Consider the following 20030-nt stretch of genomic DNA (forward strand, 5'->3'; position numbering starts at 1 on the left):
CCCTCCTACTGCGTAACCTTTTGAGTCTTCCACTCACGAATATCGACAAAATGTCCAGCAATCGCTGCTGCTGCTGCCATTTGCGGACTAACTAAGTGCGTACGAGCCCCTTTACCTTGACGACCTTCAAAGTTACGATTGGAAGTCGATGCACAACGCTCTCCTTCTGGAACAACATCAGGATTCATACTTAAACACATGCTACAGCCTGAGCTGCGCCATTCAAATCCAGCATCGATAAAGATTTTATCAAGTCCTTCTGCTTCTGCACGTTGTTTAACCTTTTGTGATCCTGGTACAACAAGAGCTCGAACATGATCGGCAACCTTTTGTCCTTGAATCATATTTGCGGCTGCACGCAGATCACTTAAACGAGAATTCGTACAAGATCCGATGAATACGTGTTGAATCTCAATCTCTGAAACAGGAGTACCAGGAGTTAGTTCCATATAATCTAAAGCTTGTTGGATTGCTCGTTGATCTGTGTCTGTTTCACCATCAGCTGCAGAAGGAACTGCTTTTGAAATTCCAACTCCTTGAGATGGGTTTGTTCCCCATGTAACCATCGGCTCAATTTCAACTGCATCTATCGTTACAACGCGGTCATAGCTAGCACCCTCATCTGTAGCTAGTGCTTTCCACTCCTCAACGACTTGATCAAAAGCCTCACCTGACGGGACATATTGTCTTCCCTCTAAGTAATCAAATGTCACTTGGTCTGGACTGATTAAACCAGCTTTTGCTCCAGCTTCAATAGACATATTACAGATCGTCATTCTCTCTTCCATTGTCATGCCACGGATCGCTTCCCCTGTAAATTCAATAACAGAACCAGTTCCAACATCGACTCCAAATTTAGCGATAATTGCTAAAATAACATCTTTTGCAGAAATGCCAGAAGCTAATTTACCTGTTACACGAACTTCAAGCGTTTTAGGACGAGATTGCCAGATTGTTTGAGTTGCTAAAACGTGCTCAACCTCACTCGTTCCAATTCCAAACGCTAATGCTCCAAAAGCTCCATGTGTTGATGTATGACTATCCCCACATACAATTGTTTTGCCTGGCTGTGTTAACCCTAACTCAGGACCAATGACATGAACAATTCCGTTTTCTGGATGTTCTAGATCAGCTAATTCAATTCCAAACTCTTTACAGTTATCTTCTAGAGTATCAATTTGCTTTCTTGCAATTTGATCAGAAATATCGTAACGATTTACGGTAGGTACGTTGTGGTCCATTGTTGCAAAAGTTAAGTCCGGACGACGTACTTTACGATTCGCTAATCTTAATCCTTCAAACGCTTGTGGGGAAGTTACCTCATGTACCATGTGCAAATCAATGTAGAGGAGACTAGGCTTCCCTTCTTCTGCGATTACCTCATGCTTTTCCCAAATTTTCTCAATTATCGTTTTAGGTGCCATTTTCGCTCCTCCTCTTCATTCTTAATCTATTCCTATTATCTACATCTAGTAAATAGATGACTTCACTGAAATCAGTTAAGAAGTCATCTATCTTTCACTTTACGCTGTTACTGTTTTTTCATTAAGAGCTTCAATAACTCTTTGTGTCATTTCATTAGTAGAAAGGGCGTCTGTAGCATCTTTTGTCAAATCTGCTGTACGATAGCCTTTTTCTAACACCGTATTAATCGCTTCTTGCAGTGCCTGAGCTTCGTTTGGCAGTTTAAACGCGAACGTTAGCATCATTGTAAGTGATGATAGTGTTGCTAATGGGTTCGCAATGCCTTTTCCAGCAATATCTGGTGCTGATCCGTGAATCGGCTCAAATAACCCTGGTCCATTCGCACTCATACTCGCAGATGGGAGCATACCTAATGAACCAGTAATCATAGATGCTTCGTCGCTTAGAATATCTCCAAACATATTTTCTGTCACTACAACATCAAACTGTCTTGGATTACGGATCAACTGCATCGCAGCATTATCAACAAGCATATGGCTGTATGTTACTTCAGGATAATCTTTTGCCACTTCGTCAACAATCTCTCTCCAAAGGCGACTTGATTCTAATACATTAGCTTTGTCAACAGACGTTAAATGACCTCGACGTTCTTGCGCAAATTCAAAGCCTTTTCTTACGATTCGCTCAACTTCTTGGCGAGAGTACACCAGTGTGTCGACTGCCGTTTCTTGTTCGCCCTCTCCTCTACGCTCACGCGGCTCTCCAAAATAGATTCCACCAGTTAATTCTCTAACAATTAAAAGGTCTACCCCTTCAATTATTTCATCTTTCAATGGAGAAGCTTCTGCTAGTGAATCATAAATGGTAACAGGGCGTAGATTCGCAAAAAGTTCAAGTTGCTTACGCAAACCTAGAAGTCCTTGTTCAGGTCGCTGATGTCCAGGAAGGGTATCCCATTTTGGACCACCAACAGCACCTAAAAGAACTGCATCACTACTTTTACAAATTGATAATGTTTCTTCCGGTAAAGGTGAACCTGTTTTATCAATCGCTACGCCACCAAGATCTCCATATACAAAATCAAATTCATGATTATACAAGCGGCCAATCTCGTTTAACACTTTAGTTGCTGATTCACAAACTTCTGGTCCAATTCCATCACCTGGGAGAATCGCAATTCGCTTTTTCATCAAATTCCCCTCCCTTACACCTTAGCAGGATTCTTTCGCTGCTCATTAAAGATTTTACGATTAATTGTACGGTTAACAGCATTAATGTAAGCTTTTGCCGAAGCCTCTAAGACGTCATGAGCAGTCCCACGACCAGATGATTCTGCTCCATCATACTTCACAGTTACATAAACTTCAGCTAGTGAGTCACGTCCAGCAGTCGTTGATTGAATGCGATAATCCATTAGCATAATTGGCTCATTAATGACGCGCTCTAATGTATTGTAAATCGCTTCAACACTACCAGAGCCCGTTGCCGCTTCTTGAATTACTTCTCCATCTGGCTTCTTAATCGTGATCGTCGCTGTAGGAATATTAGTCGTTCCATAGTTCACTTGTAATGCTTCTAGTTCATAATGAGCAATAGCCGAACCAACAGTTGCTTCTGTCATCAACGCGAAGAGATCTTCTTCGGTAATATCTTTCTTCTTAGCAGTTAGATCTTTGAATGCTTCAAAAGTCTTTTGCATCTGCTCATCTGTGCCATTGAAACCTAATTCAATTAGTTTCTCTTTAAACGCATGTCGTCCAGAATGCTTTCCTAATACCATTCTGTTAGATGAAACCCCTACTAATTCCGGAGTAATAATTTCGTATGTTTCTTTGTTTTTTAAGACCCCATCTTGGTGAATGCCTGATTCATGAGCAAATGCATTTGCACCAACAACAGCTTTATTACTAGGAATAACCATCCCTGTTAATTTACTTACTAGAGAACTAGTTCGTTTGATTTCTTTTAGTGTTAAATCTGTGTTCGCTTGATAATGATCTTGACGAATTTGAAGAGCTACAGCTATTTCTTCAAGTGAAGCATTTCCTGCACGTTCTCCAATTCCATTTACTGTACATTCCACTTGACCTGCTCCATTTTGAATCGCAGCAAGTGAATTTGCTACCGCCATCCCAAGATCATCATGATTATGAGTTGATAGAATTGCTTTATCAATGTTTGGTACATTTTCTGATACATACCTAAACATTTGACCAATTTCATACGGTGTTGTATATCCAACCGTATCCGGTAAATTAATAACGGTCGCTCCTGCATCTATTACCTCACGGATAATTCTTGCTAAAAACGGTAAATCAGAGCGGCTCGCATCTTCAGCTGACCATTGCACTTGTGGGAATTTAGCAGCTGCATATTTAACTGCAGCTACCGCATTTTCCACAACTTGATCTGGTGTCATTCTAAGCTTATATTCCATATGAATGGGTGAAGTGGCGATAAAAACATGGATTCTCGGTTCTGCACTTGCTTTCAGTGCCTCCCAAGTCGTTTCAATCTCACGCTCGAGCGAACGGGAAAGACCTGTGATTGAACTTCCTTTTACCGTTTCAGCAATTGCTTTAACAGAAGCAAAATCACCTTGAGAAGATGCTGGAAAACCAGCCTCAATAATATCTACACCTAAGCGCTCAAGCTGCTTAGCAATCTCAAGTTTCTCTTGAAAGTTTAAATTCACACCTGCTGACTGTTCGCCGTCTCTTAGCGTGGTATCGAAAACATTAATCTTACGCACTACAACCCACTCCTTAGATTTTTGATTTTGACTTTACAAATGGCATCATTTCACGTAGTTCACGACCAACTACTTCAATTGGGTGTTGGCTCTCCGCTCTTGTAATCGCTGTGAACTCAGGACGGTTAGCTTGGTTCTCAAGGATCCATCCTTTAGCAAATTTACCTGTTTGGATATCTGTTAGAACTTTCTTCATAGCTTTCTTAGTTTCATCTGTAACGATTTGAGGACCTGCTACATAGTCTCCCCATTGTGCTGTATCAGAGATTGAATAACGCATTGTCTCTAATCCACCTTCATACATAAGGTCAACAATTAGCTTTAATTCATGCAAACATTCAAAGTAAGCAACTTCTGGCTGGTAACCAGCTTCAACAAGTGTTTCAAAACCAGCTTTTACAAGAGCTGATGCTCCACCACAAAGAACTGCTTGCTCACCGAATAGATCTGTTTCTGTTTCTTCTTGGAATGTTGTTTCAAGAACACCTGCACGAGCAGAACCAATTTGCTTTGCATAAGCTAAAGCTGTTTCTTTTGCGTTACCTGTAGCATCTTGATATACAGCGATTAATCCAGGTACACCGCCACCTTCTTCAAATACACGACGTACTAAATGACCAGGTCCTTTTGGAGCTGCTAAAAATACATCAACATTACTTGGTGGTACAATTTGGTTGAAGTGAACATTAAAACCGTGGGCAAATGCTAACGTTTTTCCTTCTGTTAATTCAGGCTCAATTTCGTTTTTATATACAGTTGGTTGAAGCTCATCCGGTAAAAGGATCATGATTACATCAGCTTGAGCTGCTGCTTCACGAACTGTAACTACTTCAAATCCATCTTCTACTGCTTTATCCCAAGACTTCCCTGGGCGAAGACCTACGATAACATCTTGGCCGCTTTCACGCATGTTTAATGAGTGTGCGTGTCCTTGTGAACCGTATCCGATTACTGCAACTTTTTTCCCCTTTAAAGTTGCTTCGTTAATGTCTGAATTGTAATAAACCTTTGCCATGATAAAATCTCTCCTCTTAAGTAAAATGTATATTTTTTATATAGGGGTTTCTCAAGTAAATAGTACGTAAGAAACCTTGAAGCAATTAGTACAGCCACTGCTCTAAAAACTAGTACGTTTTGTAAGTAGCAGAACCATTGCATTACCTCTGTTGATCATTTCTAACAACATCCATTGCTAGATTAATTAATTAGTGTTAAACGATAAGGATCTGTTACAGGCTTCTTCGTGCTACGGTTAAAGGCAGTAATACCTGTACGAGCAATTTCCTTAATTCCATAAGGACGAAGCAGGTCAATAAACGCCTCGACTTTTGGATGATCACCTGTAATTTGAATTGTCATTGATTCTCGACCGACATCAATAATGGTCGCTCGGAACGGATTAACAAGTGCAGCTACTTCACCACGTTGTTGCGGGGAAGCTACTATTTTTACGAGAGCTAACTCTCTAGCAACAATAGATTCATCTGTTATATCTTTTACTTTTAATACATCCACTTGCTTATTAAGTTGCTTAATAACTTGTTCTACATTTTGCATACTGTCAACAGCAACCACGAAAGTCATCCTTGAAACAGATGGATTTTCGGTTACCCCAACTGTAATGCTTTCAATGTTGTAATGACGTCTAGCAAATAACCCTGTAATTCGGTTTAGTACACCTGAAGTATTATTAACTAGTGCCGTGATGGTTCGTTTCATTGTGGTTTAACCCCCTCCATTTGATGTTGACCTTTTCCTGGCGAGATCATTGGATACACATTTTCTTCTTTTGCAACGCGAACATCTAGTAAAACCGGACCTGGGTGAGCAATCATCTCTTCCAATGCACCTTTTAACTCTGACACCTTCTCTACCTTCATTCCTTTAATGTCGTAAGCATCTGCTAGTTTGACAAAGTTAGGTTGGATTGGGAATAAAGAGTTTGAATAGCGCTCTCCATGAAATAATTGTTGCCATTGTCTAACCATTCCTAGCGAAGCGTTGTTCACAATGACAATTTTCACCGGTAAATGTAATTCTTGTAAAAGTGATAGCTCTTGAGCCGTCATTTGGAAACCAGCATCCCCAATAACAGCTACAACCGGTGACTTCGGTTCTGCAAATTGTGCTCCAATCGCAGCCGGGAAACCAAATCCCATTGTTCCAAGTCCTCCAGATGTAACCCAACGGTTCGGCTTATTAAATCGGTAGAATTGAGCAGACCACATTTGATGCTGGCCTACATCAGTCGTAACAATCGCCTCACCATTCGTCACTTCATGAATGATCTCAATTAAATGCTGTGGTTTAATCGTTTCACCATCTTCTTGATACCAAAGTGGATATTCCTCTTTTAGTCCTTGTAACTTCTCAACCCATGCTTTCGTATCTCCACTCTCAGATTGCTCATCAAGCAACATTTGAACAGCATGTTTCGCATCCCCAACAACCGGAATTTCTGTTTCAATGATTTTGCCAATTTCTGCAGGATCAATGTCGATATGAACCACTCTTGCATTTGGAGCAAAGTGATCTAAGTTTCCAGTTAATCGGTCATCAAATCTAGCTCCAATATTAATTAACAGATCTGATTCATGGATAGCCATATTCGCTGTATAAGTACCATGCATTCCCGCCATTCCTAAGAACAGTTCATGATCTCCTGGGAAGCTCCCTAATCCTAGTAATGTGTTAACAACTGGGATCTTTGTTTCTTCTACATAAGCTAGTAACTCATCTGTTGCTTTTCCATGTAGCACTCCAGCCCCAGCTAAAATTACAGGCTTTTTCGCTGCCATTACTGCTTCGACAACCTTGCGAACTTGCAGGCGATTTGGAATTGTTGTCGGTTGATAACCTGGTAAGTTAACTTCCTTTGTATAATCAAATAAACCAGTTGCTAAGGATACATCTTTTGGTAAATCAATTAATACAGGACCCGGACGACCGGTTGTAGCAATATGGAATGCTTCTTTTAGGATTCTCGGAAACTCATCTACAGAACGAACCTGATAATTGTGCTTCGTAATCGGCATTGTAATTCCGATGATATCCGCCTCTTGGAACGCATCTGTTCCAATAACCGTCGTTGCAACCTGACCTGTAATAACAACTAGAGGAAGTGAGTCTATCATCGCATCAGCAATTCCCGTAATTACATTTGTTGCACCTGGGCCGGATGTTACGACACAAACCCCCGGTTTCCCTGAAACTCTCGCATAACCTTCTGCCGCGTGAATGGCTCCTTGTTCATGTCTGGCTAACACATGGTGAATACCTGTTTTATAAATTTCATCATATGTCGGTAAGATCGCTCCACCTGGATAACCAAAAATGACTTCAACACCTTCTTTAGCAAGTGCTTCAATTAACATACTTGAACCAGAAAGTTCTTTTGGTTCTTCCACTGTTTCAAGTTCTTTATTTTCCAATTTTGTACTCATTCCCTAGTACCTCCTAACATGGTTTTGATTTATTGAATATTGCGTTTTTTAAAAATAAAAATAACTTTACCTCAATTAATCTTGTCAGCCTCTTATAAGGATCTACTTAATAGTTCCAATAAAAAAAATCCTTCCACCCCATATAAGCCGCTTGCTAGCAGCAGAAGGGGCGAAAAGATTTTCACTTTCCACGGTACCACCCTTATTCATTGAACATAATTGTTCAATCTTAACGGATAAGTTTCCACTTATCACATTTTAATAACGAGTGCTGTGAACACCCGGCCACTCCTACTAAACAAACATCGTTCAGAATGACACTCAGAGGCGAGCTTCATCAAAGTTGACAACACCGCATTTCAGCATCACGGCTCTCTGTAGAAGTCAAACATTGATTACTTTTCCTCTTCTTCGTTTTAACTTATTAAATTTTCATTACTCCACCTGTGTTTGCAGATGTTACTAACTTTGCATATCTAGCGAGATAGCCTTTTTTCACTTTCGGCTCTGGCTCTACCCAACCTTCTTTGCGCGAAGCGTGTACTTCGTCAGAAACGAGCCACTCAATTGTTCTATTTGTTAAATCAATACGGATTTTATCTCCGTTTTCTACAAATGCGATCGGTCCACCATCAGCTGCTTCCGGTGAAATATGCCCTATCGAAATTCCTCTCGATGCACCCGAGAATCTTCCGTCTGTAATCAATGCAACTTTTGTACTTAAGCCACGACCTGCAATGGCTGATGTAGGTGCTAACATTTCAGGCATTCCAGGACCTCCTTTAGGTCCTTCATAACGAATGACTACAACATGACCTTCACGTACAGTTCCTTCGTTGATTGCATCTTGTGCTTCTTCTTGAGAGTTAAAGACAATCGCTTCCCCTTCAAATACCTTTATTGAAGGATCAACAGCTCCTACTTTTATAACTCCCCCATTTGGTGCAATGTTACCGTATAAGATGGACAATCCACCGACAGGACTATATGGGTTATCTTTACGACGGATAACATCATCATTTGTAATTTCAGCGTCTTTTACATTTTCGTATAAGCTTTTTCCAGTGATCGTAATTCGTTCAGGGTGAATAGCTCCTTCAATCGAGCAAAGCTCTTTAATGATGGCACTCACTCCACCTGCATGATGTACATCGTCCATAGAATAATCAGATGCTGGACTAATTTTACTTAAATACGGAACTCTTTCAGCCACTTCATTGATTCTGTTTAAGTCATAATCAATTTCAGCTTCATTTGCAATCGCTAATGTATGGAGAACTGTATTTGTAGAACCACCCATTGCCATATCAAGTGCGAAAGCATCATCGATTGTCTCTTTCGTAACAATATCACGAGGTCTAATGTCTTTTTCAATTAATTTCATGAGATGCTTAGCAGCGTCTTTGATTAATTTGTGACGCTCATTTGATGTTGCAACAATTGTTCCATTCCCTGGTAGAGCAAGACCTAACATCTCCATCAATGAGTTCATTGAATTGGCTGTAAACATCCCTGAGCAAGAACCACACGTCGGACAAGCTGTTTGTTCGATTTCAAGCAATTCTTCCCTTGACATTTTACCTGACGAGAATGCGCCTACCCCTTCAAATACTGAAGTTAAAGAAAGGTTCTTACCATCTTGCGTTTTTCCCGCTTCCATCGGACCACCTGATACAAATACAGCTGGTACATTCGTTCTAACTGCTGCCATTAGCATTCCTGGTGTGATTTTGTCACAGTTTGGAATATAGAACACTCCATCAAACCAGTGAGCATTAATGACTGTTTCTGCAGCGTCACAGATGATTTCACGACTCGGAAGAGAATAACGCATTCCGATATGTCCCATTGCTATTCCATCGTCAACACCGATTGTGTTGAATTCAAATGGAATTCCACCAGCTTCACGAATCGCTTCTTTAGCCACTTCCGCAAATTTATTTAAATGCATATGACCAGGGATAATATCAATATAAGAGTTACAAACACCAATAAATGGCTTATCCATATCCTCATCTTTTACACCAGCTGCTCGAAGCAAGCTACGATGTGGCGCTCGATCAATCCCTTTTTTAATCATGTTACTTCTCATTGCTACCCGCTCCCTATTTCAATGCTTCTCTCTCAACTCTTCTCGTCTCCATTACAAGGCTTTTGTATAAACCTTTTCTCCCTCTTCTACAACTCTTTCTCTAAATGCTTTCAGTAAAGAGTTTGTTTCTTTTCCTGGTTTGCCTTCTCCAATGATCCGGCCATCTACTTTCACTACTGCAATTACTTCTGCAGCTGTACCAGTTAAGAACACCTCATCTGCTGTATAGACATCATGTCTTGTAAAAGGTTCTTCTTTTACTGTATATTTAAGGTCTTTTGCTATTTCAATAATGGCATTTCTAGTAATCCCTTCTAAAGCTCCAATGTAACCTGGAGGAGTAATTACTTGCTTTCCTCTTACGATAAAGACATTATCTGCTGATCCTTCAGCAACATATCCTTGATCATTTAACATTAGCGCTTCACTAACACCTGCAAGACTAGCTTCTATTTTCACTAGAATATTATTCAAATAATTCAGTGATTTCACTTTAGGACTAAGTACATCAGGTCGATTTCTACGTGTTGCCACAGTGATTATTTCTAAACCTGATTCATATAATTCCTTAGGAAAGATAGCTAATTCCTCAGCGATAATGATTACTTGTGGCTTAGGACATGATGCAGGATCTAAGCCAAGGTTTCCTACTCCTCTCGATACAATAAGGCGAATGTACGCATTATTGAGCGCGTTTTTCTGAAGAGTTTGGATTACTAATTCTTTCATTTCATCTTTGGTGTGTGGAATAGTCAGCATGATCGATTTCGCTGAATTGTACAGCCTATCTAAATGCTCTTGTAAACGAAAGACATTTCCATCATATACACGAATTCCTTCAAACACTCCATCACCATATAGGAAACCGTGATCATATACGGAAATTTTCGCGTCCTCTTTTAGGACATATTCTCCACTTAAATAAATCCACTGTTCACTCATGACGTTACTCCCCTCATGTACGATACACTTGTTGTTCCTTCCTGAGGACAACCCCACTAAACATTTATCTTTCTTGAGCGGACATTTGTTTTTTTAAAATACTGTTGTTGAGATTTATCTTACGCTCATTCAGGTGCATGGTCAACCATTTTTTTAAAAATAATGCGACTATTTTGATTAGTCGTTGTAATTGAATGCGCTTACACCCTTGATAGTAATATGATTCAAAAAAATAATTCCACATATTCCTATTTTGTGGATATTCCAAGAACATTCGGACACCCTATAAACGGGTGATAATAAATGTTAAAAAAATACAGAAAATACGTTAAGGTTTCAAAAAGATTTCCATTTATTCATTTCAGCAAAAAAAACCGAGCATCCTTAGTCGTCGTGGAAGATCTTTGGACAAAATGCCAAACAGAAGCTGAGAAAATTCTCTACCTTCAGTTGCGTGAAAATATGTATTATCCTACTCCTCACTATTGGATTGAACATATTCGTGCCAATTTAGCACTAGTACCTTATCGTCTAGCTTTAATTGAGCATAGACCAGGTATGAATGAGAAAAGGATCATTCGTCAATTAAAAAAGCGCCAATGGCGAGTTATCTTCTACGAAAGTGACCAACTGCTTAACAACCACAACAAGTATGTCAATCTTATTTTACAGCAAGCACCAACAAAAAACGTCTCCACCTCATCATAAGGTGAAGACGTTGCTTTTTTATGTAATAATTAAATGGCGTCCCAGGAGAGATTCGAACTCCCGACCGACGGCTTAGAAGGCCGTTGCTCTATCCTGCTGAGCTACTGGGACATAAGAGCGGGTGATGAGAATCGAACTCACGACATCAGCTTGGAAGGCTGAGGTTTTACCACTAAACTACACCCGCATGAATATTATACTAATATCTCTTCAACAAGATTTATAATAACATAATCTCTTATTGATTTCAAACACTTTTTAACTTCGCAAAACATTTAATGTTTCAGCGACATTTATAAATGTATCAGAAGATCGTTTTTGGGTCAACCTTTTCCGGAAACTTTTTTAAAAAATCTCTAGGGAGATGATTAAATTCTAAAAATCCCCCTAGTCTTTTTTATTTCCGCTTAAACGCCACTGTCAATTCAGGAATATTTTCGCCATGAGTATTAAAAAATGTTACCGAAATTTCTTTCTCATCATACTCACAAATACAATAAGTTCCTTGCGGGTGTTGACGAGGTAAACGAATGCTCCCAGGATTAATGTAGAGAACTTCATTTTCCATAAATGCCGTAGCAACATGCGAGTGCCCAAAACAAGTCACATTCGCTTGATGCTCTTCCGCACGATAGCTTAGCGGCACATATGTCATTTTCACATTGTAATGATGACCATGTGCAACAAAAAAGGTGACTCCACCAACTGACTCTATAAGTTCTTCTGGAAAGTCATCACCAAAATCACAATTACCTCTAACTACATTTACACCTTTCAGCGCTTCATCATTTTCTGATAGTTCTGAGTCTCCACAATGAAAAATAACATCAACTTGATTTCGGTGACGATCAATTATCGTTTTTAACTCGTGTGTCCAACCATGGCTATCGCTGATTATTAATGCTTTCATTTTCTCACCTGCCCTAGCGCCACTCGTCTTTGTTATCTAATAAACGGTTTAAGGCATTGCCACGATGACTAATTTTATTTTTTTGTTCAGAGGACAATTGGGCCATTGTTTTTTCAAAAGAAGGTACATAAAAGATCGGGTCATATCCAAAGCCGTTCGTTCCAACAGCTTCTAATGAGATCGTCCCTTCACAAACTCCTTCATAAAACTTTGTTGTCTCGTTTGGTTTCGCAACAGCCATTACACATACAAAACGTGCCGAGCGATCCTCAGCAGGTATATCAACCATTTCCTTTAAGACTTTATCCATATTCGCAACATCACTTTTTTCCTCACCTGCATATCTTGCTGAATAAACACCTGGTCGGCCGTTTAAAGCATCTATGACTAATCCAGAATCATCAGCTATAACCATCTGATTCAAATAGTTAGCTAACGTTTCTGCTTTTTTTGCAGCATTCTCTGCAAACGTTTGTCCATCTTCATTAATCTCTGGTAATTCCGGATAGTCGATTAATGACTTCACCTCAAAACCTTCCACCCCAAACATTTGTTCAAATTCGGCTAACTTCCCTTTGTTTTGTGTGGCGATTACCAATTCTATTTTCATGCTTGCGCCCCTTCTTTTTTTCCTTGAATCCGTTCAGCTATTGATCCTAACGCCTTTTGTTGGATCGAAATTAACGAATCAATACCACCCTCAGCTAAATCAAGTAATGCATTCAGTTGCGCTCGTGAAAAAGTCGCTTCTTCCCCCGTACCTTGAAGTTCAACAAATTGATGTTGACCTGTCATCACAACATTCATATCTACTTCCGCAGCCGCATCTTCAAGATAACAAAGATCCAATAATTCTCCTTTTTCTGAGTCAACCCCTACTGAAACCGCTGCTAAATAGTCGTTAATAGGCCACTCTTTTATTTTGCCAGCCTTTAGTGCTTTCTCCATTGCTAATGTTAATGCGACAAAAGCTCCGGTTATAGCAGCTGTGCGAGTGCCCCCATCAGCTTGAATAACATCACAATCTATCCAAACCGTTTTCTCGCCTATTTTATCTAAATCGATAATTGTACGTAGCGCCCTTCCGATCAGTCTTTGGATTTCCATAGTCCGACCCGAAACTTTTCCCTTTGATGACTCACGAATGTTTCTTTGTTCCGTTGCCCTTGGAAGCATTGAATATTCAGCCGTTATCCATCCTTTTCCTTGCCCTCTCAAAAAAGGCGGCACACGATCTTCTACTGTCGCCGCACAAATTACCTTCGTATCTCCCATAGAGATTAGCACAGATCCTTCAGGATGCTTTATATAATCAGTTTCAATTGTCACTTGTCTGAGTTCAGTAGCAACGCGTCCATCTACTCTCATTTAAATCCCCTTAATTACTTCTTTATGTAAGAGTAAAAAGGAGGAAGCTTTTATGCTCCTCCTTTTTACAGCGATATAATTAGTATAAAGAATTATAAGTCTACAGTCCAATTTAGTGATTAAAATTCTCCAGTATTAACAAGTTCTGGTCTTGAAACAGGCTCAGCTTGTTCCCCAGATTCAGTTAGAACATCCGCCTCTCCATTCACTTCAATCGCAATCTTCTCAATCCCCTCTTGTTCCGTCAGTGTCAAAGCTAACATATCTAATGCTTCTTGAGACACAGCCGTCGCCTGAAGTTGCGTTAAGATTGATTCATTGAAATTCAAAGTGACAAGACCATTTTCATATTTCGGCTCTTCTAGGAGCGCAACCCCTTGTCTAAAGTCTGTTAGCAGTTCCGATTGGTGAGATGGACCTTTTAGCAATTCATTAACGGCTACTGTTAGAGCCTCTTCACCAAGAGGAACACGGCGAGTAACTGGAACATAGTACGTGTTGTCCCCATTTTCAGCGAGGAAGTAAAGGGTAACTCCTTTACTGTTTACAACATCGGTAATGTCGCCTGTTTCAATATTAATCCCGTCAGCTCTACTAACCCCTTCTCCAATCGGAGTTCCACCTACAGGCATCATATCTTGTTTATGTCCATTAATACGAATTTGTACACTATCGACATTCTCAAATTGTGTCAGCGTAAACGTGATCGCTTCTAATATTTGTTTCTCTTGATTAGGATCATAGTTTTTAAACTCATTCGAGAAATCAGCTACAGCAATACCATCTTCTTTTAAATCAACACTAATTTCTGTCCCTGCAGGCAACACTGCACGGAAACCGTTTGGAAGCATCTCTGTAACAGGTCCACCTTCTACTAAATATTCTAGTGATTGCTGTAGAACACTTTGTGTTCTAGGCAACTCTAACGTCTGTGGAACGACTAGTCCATTTGAATCAATTAAGTATAACTCACGCTTTGTTGATTCTTCTACAGCCTCTTCTCCCTCTGACGATTCAACATCTTCTCCTTCTTCTACATCCTCATCCAACTCCAAAGATTCACTTTCTTCAAGATAATTCGTCGGTGGTGTATCCATCTCATTCGTCGCCTCATTCGACCCAAACGAACAAGCTGTCATCGTTAATACTGTAGCCATTGCAAGAACGGGAACACCTTTTCGGAATACTTTACGCATTGTTTTCCCTCCTAAGATAGTTTGTACTACATGTATACGAGCTATCTTAAAGATTAGACCACCTTTTTAGATTTTTTCTTGAAAGGCCGCTCTTGTCTTTCAAGAAAAAATCTACGCAATGAGCGAAGCCGATGCCTTCTTTTAAGTAAATTAGGAGTGCCCTTCTCCTAATTTACGCGCATCGTGCGGAGCCATTGCCTTCTTCGATTAACCCCCATCTCACCTTTCAGACAATATCTACACACCGAGCGAAGCCGATGCCTTCTTTTAAGTAAATTAGGAGAGCCCTTCTCCTAATTTACGCGCATCGTGCGGAGCCATTGCCTTCTTCGATTAACCAACATCTCATCTTTCAAATAATATCTACACACCGAGCGAAGCCGATGCCTTCTTCGATTAAGCTAACACCCATCCAATAAAAGAATATACAAAAAAAGCTCAGATCATAGACTTCCATCCATAATCTGGGCTATCATATCGTATTACGTTCTAACGCAATCGTTTCTACATGTTCTACTTCAATCTCTAGCCAAGCATCAGCCAATGTTTTAAAACGCGCGGCATCACCCGTTGTAAAAAATCGATGACGAGGCTTTCTCTCATCTGTATACAGCAAGTTTTTATGGTATAAAAGACTACTTACCTCGCGAGCTGTTTCATCACCGGAAGAAATGATCTCTATCGAAGGACCAACTCTTTTGGAAATAACATCTTTCAGTAAAGGATAATGTGTACAACCTAAAATAAGGGTATCATATCCAATGCCATCTAACGGTTTTAATACTCGATCAACCGTTCCTTGCGCCTCTTCTCCAGTAAAAAGTCCGTTCTCCACTAATGGAACGAATGGAGGGCAGGCTAAACTTGTCACTTTAACATCACTTTTAATGCTCTTTAATGCTTTTTCATACGCTTTGCTATCTATCGTTCCTGTTGTTCCTATAATCGCAACATGGTCTCTTTTCGTAACTTTAAGAGCACTAATGGCACCAGGATGGACAACTCCCACGACAGGAATCGCTAACTCTTTTTTTACTTCTTCTAGAACAACTGCTGTAGCCGTGTTACAAGCAATTACAAGCATTTTCATGTTCTCATCAAGTAAATAATCAATCATTTCCCAAGTAAACTTTCTAACTTCCTCAGCAGAACGCGGACCATATGGACAACGCGCAGAATCTCCAATATAAACAATTTCCTCTTTCGGCAATTGTCTCATAATTTCCTTCGCTACTGTTAGTCCACCTAATCCGGAATCAATAACTCCAATCGGTCTATCCAACACTTACCCCTCAATTTCTATTACTCTAATCTATTAATTTACACGCGTTGCTTTCATTTCCTCATGAAGGACATGTAAACTTTTCTCAAGAAAATCTACTTCATCTGAAGAAAAGTTCTGTAATATATTCTCTAAATAGTCTTGACGTTCCTTAATTACTTCTTCAATGATCGTCTGACCTTTTTCTAAAAGGTGTATACGAACAACACGTCGGTCATTCTTATCTTTTACTCTTTCAACAAGCTCATTTTTTTCCATTCTATCTACTAGGTCTGTCGTCGTGCTGCATGCTAAGTACATCTTTGTAGATAATTCACCGATCGTCATATCACCATATTCATTCAGCCATTGCAATGCTACAAACTGTGGTGGAGTTATCGGAAATTGCGTCAGGATTTCTCGGCCCTTTTGCTTAACCATTTCAGCCACTCGTCTTAATGAACGTTCAATTTGCTCTATTTGGCGATGATCCACTTTACGCACCTCCTTGACACATATACTGTCTATTTTCATTATTGTCGCTTGTTTCTAAATGAAAAGCAAGCAAAGAATGTGACAATTTCAGCACCTTTACAATCACTTAAAAAAGTTGGCTTTATGATTAAGCAATCATAAAGCCAACTTTTCATTACTCATTCATAAATGTTGCTCTAACACGCTGTTCAACTTCATCAGCCGTGTCTAAGTAGAGCATATCATTTGCAAAAACAGCTAATTCTTCTTTTGAAAGAGAAAGCAATTGACTGCGAGCAGGTAAAATTGAAGTAGCACTCATACTAAACTCGTCTAATCCCAGACCTAATAAAAGTGGGATCGCTACCTCATCTCCAGCCATTTCACCACACATCCCTGCCCATTTGCCTTCCTTATGGGCAGCATCTACTACCATTTTAACTAGACGTAAGATTGCTGGGTGATACGGTTGGTATAAATAAGATACACGCTCGTTCATTCTGTCAGCAGCCATCGTATATTGAATTAAATCATTTGTTCCAATGCTAAAGAAATCAACTTCTTTAGCGAATAAGTCCGCAGCAACAGCTGTCGAAGGAATTTCAACCATCATTCCGATTTCAATTTCATCTGAAACGGTAACACCAGAATCCACAAGCTTGCTCTTTTCTTCTAAAAGAATTGCTTTTGCTTGACGGAATTCATCAAGTGTTGCAATCATCGGGAACATGATTTTAAGATTTCCATATGCACTTGCACGTAATAAAGCACGTAACTGCGTGCGGAAAATCTCTTGTTCCTCTAAACATAATCTAATTGCGCGGAATCCAAGAAATGGATTCATCTCTTTCGGTAAATCTAAATATGGTAATTCTTTATCTCCACCAATATCTAGTGTACGAATAACTACCGGCTTGCCTTCCATACGTTCAACTACTTCTTTATAAGCGTCAAACTGCTCATCTTCTGTAGGAAGTTCTGTTCTACCCATATAAAGAAATTCTGTACGATAAAGTCCAATGCCTTCAGCGCCATTATTAATTACACCTTCAAGATCCTTTGGTGTACCAATGTTTGCAGCAAGCTCAACATGCTGACCATCTTTCGTCGTCGTTTGCTCTCCGACAAGCTTTGCCCACTCAGCTTTTTGCTTCATAAAATCATCACGCTTCTTTGTATACGTAACAATTTCATCTTCTGTAGGTTCAACGATTACGGTTCCATCTAAACCATCAACAATGACAGTCATACCCGTTTTGATTTTAGCAGTGACCTCTTTTGCTCCTACTACTGCCGGAATTTCTAACGATCTTGACATGATCGCCGAATGAGATGTGCGCCCACCAATATCGGTTGCAAACCCTTTGATAAAAACAGGGTTTAATTGCGCCGTGTCAGATGGCGTTAAATCTTCCGCAATAATAACCGTCTCTTCAGAGATCGTTGCTAGCGACTGTACTTCAATGTCTAGTAAGTGACCAAGCACACGCTTTGATACGTCACGAATATCGGCTGCACGTTCTTTCATATATTCATTATCCATGTTTTCAAACATCGTAATAAACATAGAAGAAACTTCATTCATTGCATATTCGGCATTTTGCTTATCGTCTGTGATTTTAGCTTTCACAGCATCAACTAACTCCGGATCGCTTAGAACGAGTAAATGGGCAGCAAAGATCTCTGCCTTATCAGGTCCTAATTCTTTTTCTGTTTTGTCTTTAATAACAGAAAGTTCTTCTTTTGATTTCGTTAATGCATCATCAAGACGTTGTACTTCTGTTGCCGGATCTTGAATTTCTTTTAATTCAATTGTCATATCCGGCTCTTCATGTACAAAGGCCTTTGCAATCGCTACACCAGAAGAAGCAGCGATACCAGTAAGTTTAAGCATTATTCTCCTAATCCTTCCTTAATAACATCTTCAATTGCTTGTAACGCGTCATCTGCATCTGATCCTTCAGCTTTTACCGTTACTTCTGCACCTTTACCTACTCCTAAAGACATTACACCCATAATTGACTTTAAGTTTACAGACTTACCATTGTACTCAAGAGTAATATCAGAAGAGAATTGACCTGCCTTGTTTACTAATTGAGTTGCTGGACGTGCGTGGATACCAGTATCTGCTGTAATTTTGAACGTTTTTTCTGCCATTGTAAATCTACCTCTTTCTTTATTTTAAATATTTTACTTACCATTTTCTTCGCACTACACTTGTATCTAGACATAAATACACCAAAGAGGCACAAGTAAAGAGATGTATACGAAGAACAAACAGGTTGTACTTATAGAGTACCCTATCTTCCTTCCATATACACTTCAATCCTTATGCCTGATCGTATCAGTAACACGTATTTCAGTGTAAATACATATTATATTTTAGAGTGTAGTGACTATGTGTAAATTCAAGAACAGTATAGCATAACAAAAAATATATTTTCAATAGATATGCATAGAAATTATTTCATTTATGCTCTTTTTTATTATAGATTTATGTATTTAACCATTTTCATTTTATTTTCAAGAATACTACACGCAGGCTGCTATTAGCACATATACTATCGAGACTAAAACCCTTCATTTTCTGGGAATCATCCCAACATTCGCTCTCAGCCCGAGCAAGAAGGAGTGAACTCATTGAAAGGAGCAGAATTCGGACCTAAACCCTTACTTACAAAAAGGGAACGCGAAGTATTTGAACTTCTTGTCCAAGACATGACAACGCGCGAAATCGCTCAAGAACTTTTTATAAGTGAGAAAACCGTACGAAATCACATCTCAAATACGATGCAGAAGCTGGGGGTAAAGGGGCGCTCTCAAGCGGTTATCGAATTGATACGACTAGGAGAACTTGAAATCTAGCCTAGCTAAAAATCAAGTGTTAAATCATACTTTTATTCACATTGTTTTAGTCGTCTTTTAGAGTGGAGGGCTTATATTTTAGCCCTCCTACTCTCATTGCAGAAATTTCATAGGCTAAGTTGATGTTTATTTTTTATGCTTGTTTAAAAAGCATCTTGAAGTCATCATCCCAAGCTAAAGAAAGACCAGTTTCTTTATTAATTTGAACTACAGTTCCTCTTCCAATTAAACAAATATCATTCTGAGCATTTAAGGCAACATAGTGTAAATCAAGAGAAGAGCGACCAATGTCATTTACTTTCACTGAAACGGTTAAACGCTCATCAAAGTGCACTTGCTTTATGTAATCACATTGTAAATCCGCTACAACGATCATTGCTTCATATTCAAGGCTTGTCCACTTCTGCATAAAACCAAGATGCTTAAAAAAGTCAGTTCTTACTTCTTCAAAATACACAAATGCATTTGTGTTATTCAAATGACCAAATCCATCCGTTTCAGAAAATCTTACTTTTATCTCGCCCGAAAATTTAAATCCTTCTAACCATTCTTCGACACTCGTCTTAATATAAGCAGGAATCCTCATTACGTACA

At 39.4% G+C, this 20030-nt stretch carries 19 protein-coding genes, 2 tRNA genes and 1 other annotated feature; of the genes, 2 read left to right on the plus strand and 19 right to left on the minus strand.

Going from position 1 to position 20030, the window contains the following annotated elements; all coding sequences use genetic code 11:
* Positions 1–5: 5 nt before the first annotated feature.
* From leuC to ilvE, 8 genes are all read right to left on the minus strand, one after another.
* The gene (gene leuC, locus BkAM31D_RS16765; protein ID WP_066153212.1) at positions 6–1424 is read right to left on the minus strand and encodes a 3-isopropylmalate dehydratase large subunit; all 1419 of its coding nucleotides are present in this window, start codon (positions 1422–1424) and stop codon (positions 6–8) included.
* A gap of 99 nt (positions 1425–1523) precedes the next feature.
* Positions 1524–2615, minus strand: coding sequence for a 3-isopropylmalate dehydrogenase (gene leuB / locus BkAM31D_RS16770; RefSeq protein WP_066153216.1), 1092 nt, complete (start codon positions 2613–2615; stop codon positions 1524–1526).
* A gap of 14 nt (positions 2616–2629) precedes the next feature.
* Positions 2630–4177, minus strand: a complete 1548-nt coding sequence (locus BkAM31D_RS16775; RefSeq protein WP_066153219.1) for a 2-isopropylmalate synthase — start codon at positions 4175–4177, stop codon at positions 2630–2632.
* Between the two features lie 13 nt (positions 4178–4190).
* Complete coding sequence (gene ilvC, locus BkAM31D_RS16780) at positions 4191–5192, minus strand: ketol-acid reductoisomerase (RefSeq protein WP_066153225.1); 1002 nt, start codon at positions 5190–5192, stop codon at positions 4191–4193.
* 182 nt (positions 5193–5374) lie between these two features.
* A complete protein-coding gene (gene ilvN, locus BkAM31D_RS16785; protein ID WP_066153228.1) occupies positions 5375–5896 on the minus strand; it encodes an acetolactate synthase small subunit in 522 nt (173 codons plus the stop codon).
* Positions 5893–7620, minus strand: a complete 1728-nt coding sequence (gene ilvB / locus BkAM31D_RS16790) for an acetolactate synthase large subunit (protein ID WP_066153231.1) — start codon at positions 7618–7620, stop codon at positions 5893–5895. Before ilvB ends, ilvN begins: the two co-directional genes overlap by 4 nt.
* A 162-nt stretch (positions 7621–7782) precedes the next feature.
* Positions 7783–8041, minus strand: a binding site (T-box leader).
* A 3-nt stretch (positions 8042–8044) separates the two neighbouring features.
* Positions 8045–9712 (minus strand): dihydroxy-acid dehydratase, encoded by a 1668-nt coding sequence (ilvD, locus tag BkAM31D_RS16795; protein ID WP_066153234.1) that lies wholly within the window; start codon positions 9710–9712, stop codon positions 8045–8047.
* 51 nt (positions 9713–9763) lie between these two features.
* Positions 9764–10654, minus strand: a complete 891-nt coding sequence (ilvE, locus tag BkAM31D_RS16800) for a branched-chain-amino-acid transaminase (RefSeq protein WP_066153236.1) — start codon at positions 10652–10654, stop codon at positions 9764–9766.
* A 303-nt stretch (positions 10655–10957) separates the two neighbouring features.
* Here ilvE and BkAM31D_RS16810 point away from each other — a divergent pair, with 303 nt between their 5' ends.
* Positions 10958–11362 (plus strand): hypothetical protein, encoded by a 405-nt coding sequence (locus BkAM31D_RS16810; RefSeq protein WP_066153241.1) that lies wholly within the window; start codon positions 10958–10960, stop codon positions 11360–11362.
* A 34-nt stretch (positions 11363–11396) separates the two neighbouring features.
* Here the strand turns inward: BkAM31D_RS16810 and BkAM31D_RS16815 are convergent.
* The 10 genes from BkAM31D_RS16815 to BkAM31D_RS16860 all read right to left on the minus strand — a co-directional run bounded on the left by BkAM31D_RS16815 (position 11397) and on the right by BkAM31D_RS16860 (position 18728).
* Positions 11397–11473, minus strand: a tRNA-Arg gene (locus BkAM31D_RS16815).
* A 5-nt stretch (positions 11474–11478) separates the two neighbouring features.
* Positions 11479–11549, minus strand: a tRNA-Gly gene (locus tag BkAM31D_RS16820).
* Positions 11550–11759: 210 nt separating this feature from the next.
* Positions 11760–12272 carry a metallophosphoesterase family protein gene (locus BkAM31D_RS16825; RefSeq protein ID WP_066153244.1) on the minus strand — a complete coding sequence of 171 codons (513 nt, stop codon included), beginning with the start codon at positions 12270–12272 and terminating at the stop codon, positions 11760–11762.
* A gap of 13 nt (positions 12273–12285) precedes the next feature.
* Positions 12286–12882: an XTP/dITP diphosphatase gene (locus tag BkAM31D_RS16830; protein ID WP_066153247.1), complete on the minus strand. Its 597-nt coding sequence runs from the start codon at positions 12880–12882 to the stop codon at positions 12286–12288.
* Positions 12879–13640: a ribonuclease PH gene (gene rph, locus BkAM31D_RS16835; RefSeq protein ID WP_066153249.1), complete on the minus strand. Its 762-nt coding sequence runs from the start codon at positions 13638–13640 to the stop codon at positions 12879–12881. The genes BkAM31D_RS16830 and rph overlap by 4 nt, the downstream gene beginning before the upstream one ends.
* Positions 13641–13759: 119 nt before the next feature.
* Entirely contained in the window at positions 13760–14836 is a 1077-nt protein-coding gene (locus BkAM31D_RS16840; protein ID WP_066153252.1) for a GerMN domain-containing protein, read from the minus strand.
* A 472-nt stretch (positions 14837–15308) separates the two neighbouring features.
* Positions 15309–16118: a glutamate racemase gene (racE, locus tag BkAM31D_RS16845; RefSeq protein WP_066153255.1), complete on the minus strand. Its 810-nt coding sequence runs from the start codon at positions 16116–16118 to the stop codon at positions 15309–15311.
* 33 nt (positions 16119–16151) lie between these two features.
* Complete coding sequence (locus tag BkAM31D_RS16850) at positions 16152–16592, minus strand: MarR family winged helix-turn-helix transcriptional regulator (protein WP_084372141.1); 441 nt, start codon at positions 16590–16592, stop codon at positions 16152–16154.
* Between the two features lie 154 nt (positions 16593–16746).
* The gene (gene ptsP, locus BkAM31D_RS16855) at positions 16747–18465 is read right to left on the minus strand and encodes a phosphoenolpyruvate--protein phosphotransferase (protein WP_066153260.1); all 1719 of its coding nucleotides are present in this window, start codon (positions 18463–18465) and stop codon (positions 16747–16749) included.
* Complete coding sequence (locus tag BkAM31D_RS16860; RefSeq protein WP_066153263.1) at positions 18465–18728, minus strand: phosphocarrier protein HPr; 264 nt, start codon at positions 18726–18728, stop codon at positions 18465–18467. Before BkAM31D_RS16860 ends, ptsP begins: the two co-directional genes overlap by 1 nt.
* Positions 18729–19211: 483 nt before the next feature.
* Here BkAM31D_RS16860 and BkAM31D_RS16865 point away from each other — a divergent pair, with 483 nt between their 5' ends.
* Positions 19212–19436 carry a helix-turn-helix domain-containing protein gene (locus BkAM31D_RS16865; protein ID WP_066153265.1) on the plus strand — a complete coding sequence of 75 codons (225 nt, stop codon included), beginning with the start codon at positions 19212–19214 and terminating at the stop codon, positions 19434–19436.
* A 133-nt stretch (positions 19437–19569) separates the two neighbouring features.
* Here the strand turns inward: BkAM31D_RS16865 and BkAM31D_RS16870 are convergent, their stop codons facing one another.
* Entirely contained in the window at positions 19570–20022 is a 453-nt protein-coding gene (locus BkAM31D_RS16870) for an acyl-CoA thioesterase (protein ID WP_066153268.1), read from the minus strand.
* Between the last annotated feature and the right edge of the window lie 8 nt (positions 20023–20030).

Origin of the sequence: Halalkalibacter krulwichiae (assembly GCF_002109385.1) — a bacterium.
In the GTDB taxonomy this organism is placed as follows: Bacteria; Bacillota; Bacilli; order Bacillales; family Bacillaceae_D; genus Halalkalibacter; species Halalkalibacter krulwichiae.